The 14,953-nt window shown below is 72.7% G+C and carries 16 protein-coding genes; 7 read left to right on the top strand and 9 right to left on the bottom strand.

The window, feature by feature from the left end; genetic code table 11:
• Nucleotides 1-104: 104 nt before the first annotated feature.
• The 3 genes from ACZ4E1_RS13570 (at nucleotide 105) to ACZ4E1_RS13560 (ending at nucleotide 2,300) form a co-directional block, all read left to right on the top strand.
• Nucleotides 105-1,091, top strand: coding sequence for a Dyp-type peroxidase (locus ACZ4E1_RS13570; RefSeq protein WP_467538909.1), 987 nt, complete (start codon nucleotides 105-107; stop codon nucleotides 1,089-1,091).
• A gap of 5 nt (nucleotides 1,092-1,096) precedes the next feature.
• Nucleotides 1,097-1,897, top strand: a complete 801-nt coding sequence (locus ACZ4E1_RS13565) for a family 1 encapsulin nanocompartment shell protein (protein ID WP_467538905.1) — start codon at nucleotides 1,097-1,099, stop codon at nucleotides 1,895-1,897.
• Between the two features lie 70 nt (nucleotides 1,898-1,967).
• A complete protein-coding gene (locus tag ACZ4E1_RS13560) occupies nucleotides 1,968-2,300 on the top strand; it encodes a hypothetical protein (RefSeq protein WP_467538902.1) in 333 nt (110 codons plus the stop codon).
• Here ACZ4E1_RS13560 and ACZ4E1_RS13555 read toward each other — a convergent pair.
• From ACZ4E1_RS13555 to ACZ4E1_RS13530, 6 genes are all read right to left on the bottom strand, one after another.
• On the bottom strand, nucleotides 2,287-3,480 hold the full coding sequence (locus tag ACZ4E1_RS13555; protein ID WP_467538900.1) for a glycosyltransferase: 1,194 nt from the start codon (nucleotides 3,478-3,480) through the stop codon (nucleotides 2,287-2,289). The genes ACZ4E1_RS13560 and ACZ4E1_RS13555 overlap by 14 nt on opposite strands.
• A gap of 189 nt (nucleotides 3,481-3,669) precedes the next feature.
• Nucleotides 3,670-4,476, bottom strand: a complete 807-nt coding sequence (locus ACZ4E1_RS13550; protein ID WP_467538898.1) for a MerR family transcriptional regulator — start codon at nucleotides 4,474-4,476, stop codon at nucleotides 3,670-3,672.
• 51 nt (nucleotides 4,477-4,527) lie between these two features.
• Nucleotides 4,528-5,406: a universal stress protein gene (locus ACZ4E1_RS13545; RefSeq protein WP_467538895.1), complete on the bottom strand. Its 879-nt coding sequence runs from the start codon at nucleotides 5,404-5,406 to the stop codon at nucleotides 4,528-4,530.
• A gap of 52 nt (nucleotides 5,407-5,458) precedes the next feature.
• A complete protein-coding gene (locus ACZ4E1_RS13540; RefSeq protein WP_467538892.1) occupies nucleotides 5,459-6,766 on the bottom strand; it encodes a polysaccharide deacetylase family protein in 1,308 nt (435 codons plus the stop codon).
• 191 nt (nucleotides 6,767-6,957) lie between these two features.
• Nucleotides 6,958-7,407 carry an ATP-binding protein gene (locus tag ACZ4E1_RS13535; protein ID WP_467538890.1) on the bottom strand — a complete coding sequence of 150 codons (450 nt, stop codon included), beginning with the start codon at nucleotides 7,405-7,407 and terminating at the stop codon, nucleotides 6,958-6,960.
• A 57-nt stretch (nucleotides 7,408-7,464) separates the two neighbouring features.
• Nucleotides 7,465-7,896, bottom strand: coding sequence for a hypothetical protein (locus ACZ4E1_RS13530; RefSeq protein WP_467538888.1), 432 nt, complete (start codon nucleotides 7,894-7,896; stop codon nucleotides 7,465-7,467).
• 255 nt (nucleotides 7,897-8,151) lie between these two features.
• On the opposite strand from ACZ4E1_RS13530, the gene ACZ4E1_RS13525 reads away from it, so the two are divergent.
• Nucleotides 8,152-8,652: a mycothiol transferase gene (locus ACZ4E1_RS13525; protein ID WP_467538885.1), complete on the top strand. Its 501-nt coding sequence runs from the start codon at nucleotides 8,152-8,154 to the stop codon at nucleotides 8,650-8,652.
• Between the two features lie 15 nt (nucleotides 8,653-8,667).
• On the opposite strand, the gene ACZ4E1_RS13520 is transcribed toward ACZ4E1_RS13525, so the two are convergent.
• A complete protein-coding gene (locus ACZ4E1_RS13520; RefSeq protein ID WP_467538882.1) occupies nucleotides 8,668-8,964 on the bottom strand; it encodes a DUF1905 domain-containing protein in 297 nt (98 codons plus the stop codon).
• A 198-nt stretch (nucleotides 8,965-9,162) separates the two neighbouring features.
• Here ACZ4E1_RS13520 and ACZ4E1_RS13515 point away from each other — a divergent pair, with 198 nt between their 5' ends.
• Nucleotides 9,163-10,890, top strand: coding sequence for a chitinase (locus tag ACZ4E1_RS13515; RefSeq protein ID WP_467538881.1), 1,728 nt, complete (start codon nucleotides 9,163-9,165; stop codon nucleotides 10,888-10,890).
• Between the two features lie 21 nt (nucleotides 10,891-10,911).
• Here the strand turns inward: ACZ4E1_RS13515 and ACZ4E1_RS13510 are convergent, their stop codons facing one another.
• Nucleotides 10,912-11,352, bottom strand: a complete 441-nt coding sequence (locus ACZ4E1_RS13510) for an OsmC family protein (protein ID WP_467538878.1) — start codon at nucleotides 11,350-11,352, stop codon at nucleotides 10,912-10,914.
• 372 nt (nucleotides 11,353-11,724) lie between these two features.
• Nucleotides 11,725-12,219 carry a hypothetical protein gene (locus tag ACZ4E1_RS13505; protein WP_467538876.1) on the bottom strand — a complete coding sequence of 165 codons (495 nt, stop codon included), beginning with the start codon at nucleotides 12,217-12,219 and terminating at the stop codon, nucleotides 11,725-11,727.
• A 264-nt stretch (nucleotides 12,220-12,483) separates the two neighbouring features.
• Between ACZ4E1_RS13505 and ACZ4E1_RS13500 the strand changes: the two genes are divergently transcribed.
• Together ACZ4E1_RS13500 and pgm are read left to right on the top strand one after the other, a co-directional pair.
• Nucleotides 12,484-13,227, top strand: coding sequence for a Clp protease N-terminal domain-containing protein (locus tag ACZ4E1_RS13500; RefSeq protein WP_467538874.1), 744 nt, complete (start codon nucleotides 12,484-12,486; stop codon nucleotides 13,225-13,227).
• 102 nt (nucleotides 13,228-13,329) lie between these two features.
• Nucleotides 13,330-14,952 carry a phosphoglucomutase (alpha-D-glucose-1,6-bisphosphate-dependent) gene (gene pgm, locus ACZ4E1_RS13495; RefSeq protein WP_467538872.1) on the top strand — a complete coding sequence of 541 codons (1,623 nt, stop codon included), beginning with the start codon at nucleotides 13,330-13,332 and terminating at the stop codon, nucleotides 14,950-14,952.
• Nucleotide 14,953: the final 1 nt, after the last annotated feature.

The raw sequence follows: 14,953 nt of genomic DNA, 5'->3' as shown, positions 1-14,953 counted from the left end.
GTGAGGTCGGACACATCGTTCGATCAGGCGCACATGCCGCGTTCCACCACTGCCCATAAGGTGTCAAAGGCCAGCATTCGCCGCCACCTGTGCAGGGAGAGCTCGTGGTTCAACCGCAGGACGTCCTCACCGCACCCGTCAAAGCCTCGGTCTTCCTCGTCGTCACCGTCGCGCCCGGCGGGGAGGAGACCGTGCGGGACACCCTGGAGGACCTGTCGGGGCTGCGCAGATCGGTCGCCTTCCGCGCCCCCGAGGACACCCTCACCTGCATCACGGGGATCGGGTCGACCGCCTGGGACCGGCTCTTCGCCGGGCCCCGCCCGCGCGACCTGCACCCCTTCCAGGCCCTGGCCGGGCCGCGCCACCTCGCCCCGGCCACCCCCGGCGACCTGCTCTTCCACATCCGCGCCCGGCGCATGGACCTCTGCTTCGAGCTGGCCCGGCTGCTGATCGAGCGGCTCGGCCGCGCGGTGACCGTCGTGGACGAGGTGCACGGGTTCAAGTACTTCGACGAGCGCGATCTGCTCGGCTTCGTCGACGGCAGCGAGAACCCCACGGGGAACGCCGCGCCGGCCGCCGTCCACATCGGCGACGAGGACCCGGACTTCCGCGGCGGCAGCTACGTCATCGTGCAGAAGTACGTGCACGACATGGCGGCCTGGGAGGCCCTGCCGACCTCCGAGCAGGAGAAGGTCATCGGCCGCGCCAAGCTCACCAACGTGGAGATGGCCGACGACGTCAAGCCGTCGAACTCGCACGTCGCGCTCAACACGATCGTCGACGAGGACGGCACGCAGCGGCAGATCGTGCGCGAGAACATGCCGTTCGGCACGGTCGGCGCCGGCGAGTTCGGCACCTACTTCATCGGCTACGCGCGCACGCCCGACGTGACCGAGCGGATGCTGCGCAACATGTTCCTCGGCGACCCGCCGGGCAACCACGACCGCATCCTCGACTTCTCCACGGCGGTCACCGGCTGCCTCTTCCACGTGCCGACCGCCGACTTCCTCGACGACCTGCCCGCGCCGCCCGCCCGGACCGCCGACCCCGTCGACGGCACCCTCGGCATCGGCAGCCTCAAAGGAGCCTGAGCACCATGAGTACGAACCTGCACCGGGAACTCGCGCCGATCACCCCCGCCGCCTGGGCCGAGATCGAGGAGGAGGCGCGGCGCACCTTCCAGCGCCATGTGGCGGGCCGCCGCGTCGTGGACGTCACCGGGCCCGACGGGCCCGAGCTCGCCGCGGTCGGCACCGGCCATCTCAGCGACATCAGCCCGCCCGCGCCGGGCGTCCTGGCCCGGCTGCGCGGGGTGCAGCAGCTGGTCGACCTGCGGGTGCCGTTCACCGTGAGCCGGGACGCCGTCGACGACGTGGAGCGGGGCGCGCAGGACTCCGACTGGCAGCCGGTGAAGGACGCGGCCCGCGCCATGGCCTTCGCGGAGGACCAGGCGATCTTCGACGGGTACGCGGCGGCGGGCATCCCGGGGCTGCGCGAGCGCACCTCGAACCCGGTACTCAGCCTGCCGGCCGAGCCGCGCGACTACCCCGACACGATCAGCCGGGCCCTGACCGCGCTGCGCCTCGCCGGTGTCGACGGTCCGTACGCGTTGCTGCTCGGCGCGGACGCCTACACGGCCGTCAGCGAGACCTCCGACCACGGCTATCCGATCGCCAACCACCTGGGCCGCATCCTGAACGGCGAGCTGATCTGGGCGCCCGCGCTCAACGGCGCGTTCGTGCTGTCCACGCGGGGCGGCGACTTCGAGCTGCGGCTCGGCCAGGACCTGGCGATCGGCTACACGGCGCACGACGCGCACGGCATCGAGCTGTACTTCCAGCAGACGCTGACCTTCCTGCCCTACACGGACGAGGCCGTGGTGGCGCTCAACGCCTGAGTACGCGCGCCCCTGCCGTTGAGTACCCGCACCGGTGCGCCGGTGCGGGCCCGGCGCGTTCCATGGCGCCATGGATCCTCTGCCCTCCGGGCTCTCCGGGCCTTCCGAGTCGCCGCAGCGGCTGCGCTTCTGGTCCGTCGTGTCCGCCGTGCTGTTCCTTCCGGCGGCCCTCGGCACGGCCGTGCTCACCCTGATGTCCGAACGGGCGGGACGCTGTCTCACCTACGGGGAGCAGTGCGGTTCCTCGCTGCCGAACCAGGTGTTCGCCGGGGCGCTGGTGCTCGGGCTCGCCGCGCTCGTGGTGGTGCAGGCGGCACCGGGCGTGCGGGTGCGCCGGTGGGCGCTCGGCGCGCAGCTCGCCCTGGAGTGCACGGCGCTGGTGGCGATCCTCAGTCACGCATGAGGCGCTCGACGGCCTTCACCGCCGCGCCGGTGCCGTCCTCCGCGGCCATCCGGGCGGCGACGTCCTGTGCCCCGGTCGCCTCCGGCAGGGCCCGCAGGGCCGTGGTGAGGCGGGCGGCGGTGAGCTCCGCGAACGGGACCGGGGCGACGGCGGCTCCTGCCCGGTGCAGCCGGTCGGCCCAGAACGGCTGGTCGGCGGTGACCGGCACCGGCACCGAGGGCACGCCCGCGCGAGCGGCGGCGGCCGAAGTGCCCGCGCCGCAGTGGTGCACGACGCCGGCGGTGCGGGGCAGCAGGAGTTCATGAGGCAGCTCGCCGACGGTGAGGATGCCGTCGGCGTCGGCGGCGAGCCCGGCGGCGCCGGACTGGAGGATGCCGCGCAGCCCCGCGCCGCGCAGCGCCTCGACGGCGAGCGCGCTCAGCCGCTCCCCCTCCCCCGCCGCCATGCTGCCGAAGCCGACCAGGACGGGCGGCGGCCCGGCGGCGAGGAAGTCCTCGACCTCCGGCGGCAGTTCACGCGTGGCGAGATACGGCCACCAGGTGCCGACGACCTCCAGTCCGGGCCGCCAGTCCGTGGGGAGCGGCACGAGCGCCTCACTGAAGCCGTGCAGCACCGGACGGCGGGCGCGCTCCTCGCGGCGCCGGATCTCGGGGCCGTGCGCGGGCGGCAGGTCGAGACGGGCGCGCAGGTCCCGTACGGCGGAGGCGTAGACCCGGTCGACCATGCGCAGGGCGAAGCGGCCCGCGAGGCGGTTGCCGAACCGTCCCAGGGAGCGGGTCCCGGCGACGACGGGCGGGAACGCGCCGGTGGGGGCGTTGGGCTGGAGGTGCGCGCCGACCGCGGGGATCCCGGTGGCCTCGGTGAGGTGCGGGCCGAGCGGGGCCGTGGTGGCGGAGAGCAGCATCAGGTCGGTGTCGGCCTCCAGGACGTCCTCGAAGCCGCGCCCGAGTTCGGCGACGAACGCGGCGGCGGTCCGTATCAGCGCGCGGCCCGCCCCCGGGGGACGGCGCGGGCCGTCGGCCAGCGCCCGAAAGCCGAGCCCCGCGGCCCGCACCATCGGGGCGAACTCCTCCTGCGTGGCGAGGCACACGTCGTGCCCGGCGGCGAGCAGTCCGGCGCCGAGTCCGGTGTAGGGGGCGATGTCCCCGCGGGACCCCGCGGTGGCGATGAGAATCTTCACGGCTGCTCCGGGGAGGGTGGGTGTCGGCGGCCGGCTCGACCAGGCGGCCGGCCGGCTCGGGTGATGCGAGGGCGAAGGCGCCGACTGCTCGACGCTGCTCAGGGGCAGCCGGGGCGTCTGCGGCACGGCCTGTGCGCCGCGACCGGCAGAGATGTCGCGCACCGCGCCCCGAGACGGGCGGGGCCTCCATCACTGATCCGGGGAATCCTCAGAGGTCTCCGGGTCGGCGTCGAGGCGGGCCGCGTTCGCGTGGATCGCGGTCCTGAGGTACGCGGCGAGGCCGGGGCGCTGTTGGCCCGGCGGGACGACGAGGGCGAAGGCGCGGGGGTCGCGGGCGAAGCCGTCGGCGATGCGGCGGTGGGTCCGCGGCGGGCAGGGGGTGAACCAGCGGGCGGTGTGGCGGCGCTGTTCCTCCGCGAGGGCCATGACTTCGGGGCTGTCGGCGGGCAGGCCGTCGTCGTAGGCGGCGAGCAGGTCGCGGCGCCAGGCGGCGGCCTCACGCATCAGGGTGCGCCAGTCCTCTTTGGAGTGGGCGGCGGCGCGGGCCATCGCGGTGCGGTGGCCCGCCGAGTCCTGTCCTCGGACGTCGGCCTCGGTCGCGTAGCTGAGGTCGAAGGTGATGTCGCCGAAGACGTCGAGGCGTTCCTCGGGGGTGAGGCGCACGCCGGTCGTCTGCACCTCGATGGCCCGGTCGGTGAGTGCGGCGAGGTGGGTGAGCCGTTCGATCTGCTCGGTGAGCTGACGCCGGCGGGCCCGCAGGTGGTCGAGCACGTCGGCGTCCGGGTCGGCGAGGATGACGGCGATCTCGTCGAGGGGGAAGCCGAGTTCGCGGTAGAAGAGGATCTGCCGCAGGCGGGCCAGGTCGGCGTCGCCGTAGCGGCGGTAGCCCGCCGGGGTGCGGGTGCTCGGCGAGAGCAGCCCGGTGCGGTCGTAGTGGTGCAGGGTTCGCACCGTCACCCCGGCGGCCTCGGAGAGCTGCCCGATCGCGTACTGCATGCCCGTGCCCTTTCGTCGGTCTCGAGCATGCAGCCTGACGTAAGGGGAGACTCAAGCCCGGTGCGGCACCACCGCCACCGGGCAGGGCGCGTGGTGCAGGACCGCGTGGGCGACGGAGCCGATGCGGGCTCCGACGGCGGTGCGGCGGGCGCGCCGCCCGACGACGAGGAGCTGGGCGTCGGAGGCGACCGACAGGAGGACCTGTCCGGCGCTGCCGATCTCGGTGTGCTCGACGACCGGCACGTCGGGGTAGCGCTCGCGCAGCGGGGCGAGGGCGTCGCCGAGAGCCTTCTTCTCGTACGGTTCCAGGCCGCCGGACTCGTCGAGGAGTTCGAGCGAGGCCGGGCTGTAGGCGAAGACCGGCGGGAGGCTCCAGGCGCGTACCGCCCGCACCCGCGCGCCGCGGGCGGCGGCGGCGCGGAACGCGAACTCCAGGGCGTCCGCGCTGTCCTGCGGATCGCCCTCCTGCCCGACGACGACATCGCGCCCAGCCGCCTCGGCGGAGGCCTCGTCGCCGGAGCGGACCAGGACGACGGGGCGCTCGGCGCCCGCGATGACCTGCTGCCCGACGGAGCCGAGCAGGAAGCCGACGAGCGGGCCGTGGCCGCGCGAACCGAGCGCGAGGAGTTCCGCGCCGGCCGCGGCGGCGATCAGGGACTCACCGGCGCCGTCGTCCTCCAGGACGTCGGTGGTGACGGCGAGTCCGGGGTGGCGCTCGGCGAGTTCCCGTCGGGTCTCGGCGAGCAGGTCGTGCGCCCACTGGATCTGCGCGGCCTCGTCGGCGGCGAGCACCAGGGTCTCGGGCAGGAGCTGTCCGACGTGCACGAGCCGCAGCGGCAGGTCGCGGCGCACCGCCTCGCGGGCCGCCCACGCGGCGGCGGCCGCGCTCTCGGGTGATCCGTCCACTCCCGCGGTGATCGGCCTGTTCATCCGGCTCTCCTCCTCGTGCGGCGTACGTGTGTCTCCTCCCGATCCTGCCTCACTACGCCCGGTGACCGGCGCCGCCCCCGGCCGGCTTGCCCGCCGTCCCGGCCTTCTCGGGGCGCAGGAAGGTGTTCCAGCCGCCGGGCGGACGCTCGCCGACCTGGAGCGAGCGCAGCCGGTCGAGGACGGCCGGGTCCTGGGCGTCCAGCCAGTCGACGAACTGACGGAAGGAAACGAGCCGTACGTCCTTCTTGTCGGAGATCTGCTTGAGGGTGGTCTCGACGGCGTCCATGTAGATGCCGCCGTTCCACTCCTCGAAGTGGTTGCCGATGAAGAACGGGGCGCGGTTCGTCTCGTAGGCCCGCTGGAATCCGGCGAGGTAGGACTCGGTGGCCTGGGTGCGCCAGCCGGGGTAGTTGTAGGACGGGGCGCGGGTGGAGTTCTTCGACTGGTTGGCGAGGATGTTGTAGTCCATCGACAGGACCTCGAAGCGGTGGCCGGGGAACGGGATGCCCTGCAGGGGCAGGTCCCAGATGCCCTGCTTCTTGTCGGGCCAGCGCTGGAGTCCGCCGGGCGAGGAGGCGTCGTAGCGCCAGCCGAGCTCGCGGGCGACAGGCAGCAGGTTCTCCTGGCCGAGCAGGCAGGGGGTGCGGCCGCCGATGAGTTCCTTGTCGTAGTCGAAGGGCAGCGAGGGGTGGTCGTGCCAACCGGTGTGGGTGCGCCAGGACTTGACGAAGGTGCGGGCCTGCTCGATCTCGCTGCGCCACTGGGCGGCGGTCCAGTTGGCGACGGAGCCGGAGCCGCCGCAGAAGTGTCCGTTGAAGTGGGTGCCGATCTCGTGGCCGTCCATCCACGCCTGGTGGACGTTCCTGAGAGTCTCCCGGACGTGTCCGTCGGTGAGGTAACCGATGTCGGAGGCGCCGACCGGGTTGTTCGGCGGGTTGTAGAGCCGCTTCCTGGACTCCGGCAGGAGATAGAGGCCGGAGAGGAAGAAGGTCATGTGCGCGTTGTGCTCACGGGCCAGGTCGAGGAAGCGCGGGAAGAGACCGTTGCCGACCTCGCCGGCGCCGTCCCAGGAGAAGATCACGAACTGCGGCGGGGTCTGGCCCGGCTCCAGCGGCGCGGGCGCGGCCGGCTGGTTGGGCTGGGCCCCGGTGTACGCGGTGGAGCCGTCACCGATCAGCCGCGGGGCGGCCTTCTTGGGCGCCGTGGGCCGTTCGGGCCGGCGGCCCGGACCGGCCTGGGGGCGGGGCTGCTCCGCCTCGCCGGCGCAGCCGCTGAGCGTCGCCGCGGCGGCAGCACCGAGACCGACCCCGAGGCCCAGGCGCCCCATCTCCCTGCGGCTCATTCCCTTGCTGGAACTCATGGACATCCCAACCCGCGCCGCGCGAGGGCGCGTTGTGTGTCCCCCCACACGGACACCGACCCCCGCACCGTAGAACCGATAAACGGACAAAAGGTTCATTTCAGGCGGCGTGGCGCGCAAAAGGGCCCTTAAGCCGGGCAAAGGGAGGGTCGGGCCGGAGCTCTCGGGCCGGGAACGTCAGGACCGCACGGTCAGGCCGGGAGCGTCAGGACGGCGCTGACGCGCTTGCCGACCGGTACGCGCTCCACCCTGAGCTCGGCGAGCGCGCCCACGATCTCGAGTCCGTGTCCGCCGACCCGGGCGGGATCGCGCGGCCGTCGACACGGGACGGCGACCCCGCTGTCGTAGACGGTGACGGTGACCTGGCAGGGCGTCCCCTCCAGCTCGAGGACGCAGGGGCCCGGGCTGTGCCGGTCCACGTTGGTGATCAGCTCGCTGACGACCAGCAGGACGTCGCCGGCGGTCACGCGGTCCAGGGCCACGCTCCAGGTCTGCCGCAGCCGGGCAAGGAAGGCCTCCGCGAAGGCGCGCGCCTGGGCGCTGGCCCCCGTGCCGCCCGAGTAGTGGGTCGCCCCCCACAGGGGTTCCATGGTCGCCGCGCCGCATCTCGGCGCCGGCGCCTCGTCGAATCGTTCGGTCATTCCGCGTCTCTCTCACACCGGGAGGACCTCCGTCGTGGAGGCTTCCGCAGCGGGCTGCTACCCCGGGACGGGCAGGGCAGTCCTGCCGGGGGATGTGACGCGCGGCGCTGTCCTGGCCATCCGCAGGGCGTCGACGGACTCGGCGAGGAGTTCGTACTCGGTCGTGTCGTCGTGGGCGGCGATCCGCACCAGCCGGCCGTCGGCCAGCTCCTCCGCGGCGCGGTCCTGCTGCCCGTCGTCGGTGCACCAGTCGCGCAGCCGGGCCGGTACGTCGGGGGCGTCCTCGGCGACGGGCACGAGGGCCCCGTCGGGTAAGTGCGGGAGCCCGGGGCGGGGGTCGAGGCGCTCGGCGATCCAGGTCGCCCGGTCCCGTAACCACCACAGAGCCAGCGGCAGGGTCGGGGCGCGGTAGGTGCCGAGCGGGACCCCCACGCGCTGTCCGCCGCAGATTCCGTACGCCGTGACATGGCACAGGAATTCGTCGTGCACGATCTCCCCCATTGCCTGACGTCATTGATCAGTACGTGATGAGCAATTGATCAGTGATCGAGCGCGGCGGCAGGAACAGCCGGCGATGCGGTTCTCGACGTACCGTGTCCCGTTGTCGCAGAACGGATTTCAACCATCCCACCTGTTGAGTATCGGCACTCAGGACCCACTGTCACCACAGCTTTCGCGCCACTCTCTTGACAAAGTCGGGCCCAGAATTGGCCGAAACCGGCACGGTGGACGACACTGCTCCTCATGCGCTCACACGAGGTACTCATCGACGGTTACGGAAGAATTCGCGAGGAAGTGCACGCGGTGCTCGACGGTATTTCCGTGGCGGATCTTCATGCCCGCCCGACAGCCGAGGCGAATTCCGTCGCGTGGCTGATCTGGCATCTCACCCGGGTGCAGGACGACCACCTGGCGGACGCGGCGGACCGCGAGCAGGTGTGGCGGTCCCAGGGCTGGGCCGAGCGCTTCGGCCTGCCGCTGCCCGAGGCGGACACGGGGTACGGGCATTCACCGAAGCAGGTCGGCGAGGTGCGGGTGGAGTCCGGCGCGGTGCTGCGCGAGTACTACGACGCGGTGCACGAGCAGACCCTGGCCTTCCTGTCCGGGCTCGACGACGCGGCGCTCGACCGGATCGTCGACACCCGGTGGGACCCGCCGGTGTCGCTGGGCGTCCGGCTGCTCAGCGTGCTGTCGGACGACCTTCAGCACGCCGGCCAGGCGGCGTACGTACGCGGCCTGCCCTGAGCCGCCGGGGCCCGCTCAGCCGAGCCGCTCCTCCAGCCGGACCGTGACGGAGTCGCCCGCCTCCTTGCCGATCGCCCGGCGCAGCTCGGCCTTCACGGGGAGCTTGTGGCGGCCGTCGCCGAGGGCCATGAAGGAGCTGGTGAAGGGGCGGCCGTCGACGGTGCCGCGGACCTTGACCAGGCCCCGGGTGCCGAAGAAGGCGGCCGATTCCGGCCACACCACATAAGTCCATCCGCCCGGCTCCGGGCTCTTCTCCAGGACGGCGCTGAACTCCTTGTTCAGCGCCGTTCCGGCGTTCGTGTGCGCGCTCATCGCGGCCTCCGGTGATCGTCCGAGGGCCGGTCCTGCGCGGCCCTCCCACCTGTGATGACCGCGGCCCGCCGGAGAACTCATCGGGCCCGGCCGGAACGTGAACTCTTGACAACTCGATTGGTCTGGACCAGCTTTGGCGCACAGCAGCGGTGGCCACCGTTCACTCCTCGTTCCTCACCTCTCCCCCCGGAGGCACCCGTGGACCGTGTACGTCATCGCAGATCCGGCAACGGCCGGCGACTCGGCGGCGCCCTGCTCGCCGTCACCTCGGCCGCGGCGCTCGGCGTCACGGCGCTCGCCGCGCCCGCCCAGGCCGCCGATGTGAACGTCGCCAAGAACGCCGGCTTCGAGGCGGACCTGAGCGGCTGGACGTGCAGCGCGAACAGCGGCACCGCCGTGACCTCCCCGGTGCACGGCGGCGCCAAGGCCCTCAAGGCGACCCCGTCGGGCCAGGACACCGCCGAGTGCAGCCAGACCGTCGCCGTCAAGCCCAACTCGACCTACCAGATGAGTGGTTGGGTGCAGGGCAGCTATGTGTACCTGGGCGCCCGGGGCACCGGCACGACCGACGTCTCGACCTGGACCCCCGGCGGATCGTCCTGGCAGCAGCTGACGACGAGCTTCACGACCGGCGCGAACACGACGTCGGTCACGATCTACACGCACGGCTGGTACGGGCAGAGCGCCTACTACGCGGACGACCTCGACGTGCGCGGCCCGGACGGGGGCGGCGGCACCGACCCGGTCGTGGTCCCGGCGACGCCCTCGGGGCTCGTCGCCGGCACCGTGACCGCCTCGTCGGTCGACCTGTCCTGGACGCCGGTCACCGGCGCCACCGGCTACACGGTCTACCGGGACGGCACGAAGGTGGCCTCGGTCGCGGGCGCCGCCACGACCGTCACGGGGCTCGCGGCCGACACGGCGTACAGCTTCCAGGTCAGCGCGTCGAACGCGGCGGGCGAGTCCGCCCGGTCCACGGCGGTGAGCGCGCGCACGGCGAAGGCCGGGGGCGGCGGAGGCGGTGGCGGTGGCGGTGGCGGGACGGTGCCCGCGCACGCGCTGACCGGCTACTGGCAGAACTTCGACAACGGCGCGACGGTGCAGAAGCTCCGTGACGTCTCCGCGCAGTACGACATCATCGCCGTGTCCTTCGCCGACGCGACGACCACGCCCGGGCAGATCACGTTCAACCTGGACCCGGCCGTCGGGTACGCCTCCGCCGCGGACTTCAAGGCGGACATCGCGGCGAAGCACGCCGCGGGCAAGTCCGTGATCCTCTCGGTCGGCGGCGAGAAGGGCAGCATCTCCGTCAACAGCGACGCCTCCGCGACCGCCTTCGCCGACAGCGCGTACGCGCTGATGCAGGAGTACGGCTTCGACGGCGTCGACATCGACCTGGAGAACGGGCTGAACTCGACGTACATGACCAAGGCGCTGCGTCAGCTCGCCGCCAAGGCCGGGTCGAAGTTCGTGCTGACGATGGCGCCGCAGACGATCGACATGCAGTCGACGGCCGGCGAGTACTTCAAGACCGCGCTGAACGTGAAGGACATCCTCACGGTCGTCAACATGCAGTACTACAACAGCGGTTCGATGCTGGGCTGCGACGGCAAGGTCTACAGCCAGGGCACCGTCGACTTCCTCACCGCGCTCGCCTGCATCCAGCTGGAGGGCGGCCTCGACCCGTCGCAGGTCGGACTCGGCGTCCCGGCGTCCACGCGCGGCGCGGGCAGCGGCTACGTCGCCCCGTCAGTGGTCAACGCGGCCCTCGACTGCCTGGCGCGCGGCACCGGCTGCGGCACGTTCAAGCCGTCGAAGACGTACCCGGGGCTGCGCGGCGCGATGACCTGGTCGACCAACTGGGACGCGACGGCGGGCGGCGCGTGGTCGAGCGCGGTCGGACCGAAGGTGCACGCCCTGCCGTAGCGCGGGCGGGCCGGTCCGCGGTCAGCCGCCCATGAAGAGCATCGTCCCGTCGGGACCCAGGGCCTCGACGCGGGCGCCGTGCTCGACGGTGCGGCTGACCGTGCAGTACTTCTCGTGGGTGAGGCGGATGCCGCGCTCCAGCGCCTCTGCGGCGCGGGGGTCGCCCTCGGGCAGCTCGATCTCGTACGAGACGCGGACGGCGCCGATCCGTCCGTCGTCCTCGGGGCGGGACACGGACTCGACGACGATGCGCAGGGCGTCGTGCTCGACGGTGCGGGCGGTGCGGTCCACGACGAGGCCGCCGCAGCCGCCGAGAGCGGCGAGCAGCAGTTCGACGGGGGTGAAGGAGGGCTGGGCGCCGGCGGAGTCGGCGGGGGCGATGCGGACCTCGGCGCCCCGGTCGTTGCGGGCGGTCCAGTCGCGATCGCCGTTGCGGACGGTCTCGATGCGGTAGTCGGCCATGGCGGAACGGTATCGACGCGGGCCGCGCGGCGCCCCCGGAGCAGCGGCCCGGGAGTGGTCCGGCGGGGTCGGGGAGCCCGCGCGCCCCACACGCGCGGGCTCCCCCGGTGGTGCTTCCCCACTCCGCGGCGGCCGGAGCGGGAGCCGGTGTCCGCCGCGGGCCAGAGTCTGCCCCGGACGGTCCGCGATCTCATCTCGGACCCCCGCCTTTCGGCAACCGTCCGTGTTGAATCAGTGGCCGGAAGTGACGTGCCCCGGACGTCAGGGGCCGTACGCATGGCGGACACCGAAGTTCGGAATACGACCACTGGCGCGATCGCGTCGACGGAACTACGGCCGGATGACTATGGCCCGACGGCCGTACCGAGATCGCTACGGCCGGCTCTCCGCGGTCGGCAGGCGCTCGCCGCAGCGCGAGCAGTAGCGCGCGGCGGCGTCGTCGGTCGCGCGGCCGCACTCCGCGCAGACCCGGGGCAGCAGGCACGGCGCCTCGCCACCCCCTGCGGTCACGGCGCCCTGGGCACGGCGGATCGTCATGCCGGGGCGGCGGCGGTGGGCGGTGAGGTAGACGAGGCCGTCGGGGCCCGCGCTCACGGCTCGCTGTTCGCCGCGCGGGACGAAGGCGAGGACGCCGGGGGTCAACTCCTCGTCGGTGCCCGCCCGATGGAGCGTTCCGCCTCCGGCGATCACGAGGAGGAGTACGTCCAGGTCCGCCTCGACGTGGGCGGTGCCCTGCGTGTCCTCTCGCAGCCGGATCATGTTCGCGTCCAGTTGGCGGGCCGCGCCCTCCAGGCGCCACAGGGCGCCGGTCGCGTCCGGGGCGGCGGTGGCCAGTACGTCGGTGAGGGTGACGTGGGCGGCGGGCATCGTCGTGGTTCCTCCGTGGCGGTCGACGGGTCGGCAGCCTACGCGGGTGTGGGGGCGGGTGCGGTTCGGCGCCGTAGCTTCGCCCCTTCGTCGCCGGGTGCCGCCCGGTGGGGCTTCTCGCGCAGTTCCCCGCGCCCCTGAAATGCACGCCCTGCGGGCGGCATTTCCCCGACGAAGGCTGCCCGAACGCGCGCCGCCCTCCCCCTCGAAGCGAGGTGTCAACTGAAGGTTGACACCCGGGCACTGTCAACCTAAGGTTGCCTCATGACGAATCCGGTCGGCATGAAACAGCCCGTACGCCTCGACGACCTGATCGAGGCCATCAAGAACGTCCACACCGACGCCCTCGAACAACTCCAGGACGCGGTGCTCGCCGCGGACCACCTCGGCGACATCGCAGACCACCTGATCGGCCACTTCGTCGACCAGGCCCGCCGCTCCGGCGCCTCCTGGACGGAGATCGGCAAGAGCATGGGGGTCACCCGCCAGGCGGCGCAGAAGCGCTTCGTGGCGAAGGGCTCCGAGGGCGACCTCGACCCGCAGCAGGGCTTCAACCGCTACACCCCGCGGGCGCGCAACGTCGTCGTCGCCTCGCAGAACGAGGCGAAGGCCGGCGGCCACGGCTCCATCGGCACCGCCCACCTGCTGCTCGGGCTGCTGCACGAGCCGGACGGGCTCGGCGCCAAGGCGATCCGCGCGCAGGGCGTCCTGCTCGACACCGTGCGGCAGGCGGCGACGGCGGCACTGCCCGAGGGCGACGGCGACGTCCCCGCGCTCATCCCGTTCGACGCGGACGCGAAGAAGGCACTGGAGCTGACGTTCCGTGAGGCGCTGCGCCTCGGGCACAACTACGTCGGCACGGAGCACATCCTGCTCGCGCTCCTGGAGCAGGAGAACGGCACCGGCGTGCTCTCCGAGCTCGACATCACCAAGGAGGCGTCCGAGGCCGACATCGCCCAGGCCCTGGAGCAGTACGCACAGGACGCTCAGGAAGGGTCCCAGGGCTGACGGTACTGACGGTCCGTCCGGTCCGGTGGCCGCGCGCCACCGGACAGGACACGTCGCCGGGCGTCCCGGTCCCGCCCGCACCGCGGATGGGAGACTGCTCCCATGACTGACCGCTCTGGAACCCCCGCCCGGCCGGACGACCTCGTCGACCTCGACGAGCTGATCGATGCCTATTACACGAGGGAGCCCGACGTCACGCGCCCCGAGCAGCGTGTCGTCTTCGGTACGAGTGGCCATCGCGGCTCCAGCCTCGACGGCGCCTTCAACGAGAAGCACATCGCCGCGATCACGCAGGCCATCGTCGAACACCGCACGGCCGAGGGCATCACGGGCCCGCTGTTCATCGGCCCGGACACGCACGCCCTGTCCCGGCCCGCGCTGAAGACCGCGCTCGGGGTGCTGAGCGCGCACGGGGTGCGGGTGCTGGCCGACGCGCACGACGGTTTCGTGCCGACGCCCGCGCTGAGCCACGCGATCCTGCGGTGGAACGCGACGGGGCCGGCCGACCGCGCCGACGGCATCGTGATCACACCGAGCCACAACCCGCCGCGCGACGGCGGCTTCAAGTACAACCCGCCGAACGGCGGTCCCGCCGACTCGACGACCACCGCGTGGATCGCGGACCGCGCCAACGAGCTGCTGGAGGACCCCGCGTGGTCCCCGCGCTCGGACGCCGAGCCGGCCTGGGAGCCGTACGACTTCCGTGAGCACTACGTCGCGGACCTGAGGAACATCGTGGACGTGGAGGCGATCCGGGCGGCCGGGGTGCGCGTGGGCGCCGATCCGCTGGGCGGGGCGAGCGTCGACTACTGGGCGCGGATCGCCGAGATGTACGGGCTCGACCTCACGGTGGTGAACCCGGAGGTCGATCCGACGTGGCGGTTCATGACGCTGGACTGGGACGGCAAGATCCGGATGGACCCGTCCTCGGCGCCCGCGATGGCCTCGGTCCTCGCCCGGCGGGACGACTACGACCTGCTGACCGGCAACGACGCGGACGCCGACCGGCACGGCATCGTCACCCCGGACGCGGGCCTGATGAACCCCAACCACTATCTGGCCGTCGCGATCCACTACCTGTTCACGCACCGGCCCGACTGGTCGGCGTCGGCGGCCGTCGGCAAGACGCTGGTCTCCAGCGCCGTCATCGACCGGATCGCGGCCTCGCTCGGGCGTGAACTGGTGGAGGTGCCGGTCGGGTTCAAGTGGTTCGTGCCCGGACTGGTCGACGGCTCGGTGGCGTTCGGCGGCGAGGAGAGCGCCGGCGCGAGCTTCGTGCGCACGGACGGCACGGTCTGGACGACCGACAAGGACGGCATCCTGCTGGCCCTGCTCGCCGCCGAGATCACCGCCGTCACCGGGAGGACCCCGTCGGCGTACTACGCGGAACTCGCCGCCGAGCACGGGGCGTCCGGCGCCGCGTACGCCCGGATCGACGCGAAGGCGACCAAGGAGCAGAAGGCCCGCCTGGCGAAGCTCACCGGGGACGCGATCACCGCGGACACCCTCGCGGGCGAGCCGATCACGGCCCGGCTGTCCAAGGCGCCGGGCAACGGCGCGGCGATCGGCGGCGTGAAGGTGACCACGGAGAACGCGTGGTTCGCGGCCCGGCCCAGCGGCACGGAGGACGTGTACAAGATCTACGCCGAGTCCTTCCGCGGAGCCGAGCACCTCGCCCAGGTGCAGGCCGAGGCGCAGGCCATCGTGGACGCGGCGCTGGCGTAGG

This window comes from Streptomyces sp. NPDC025806 (assembly GCF_055558275.1).
Note: the sequence above shows the minus strand (reverse complement) of the source record. Positions and strands in the feature narration are given on the sequence as shown.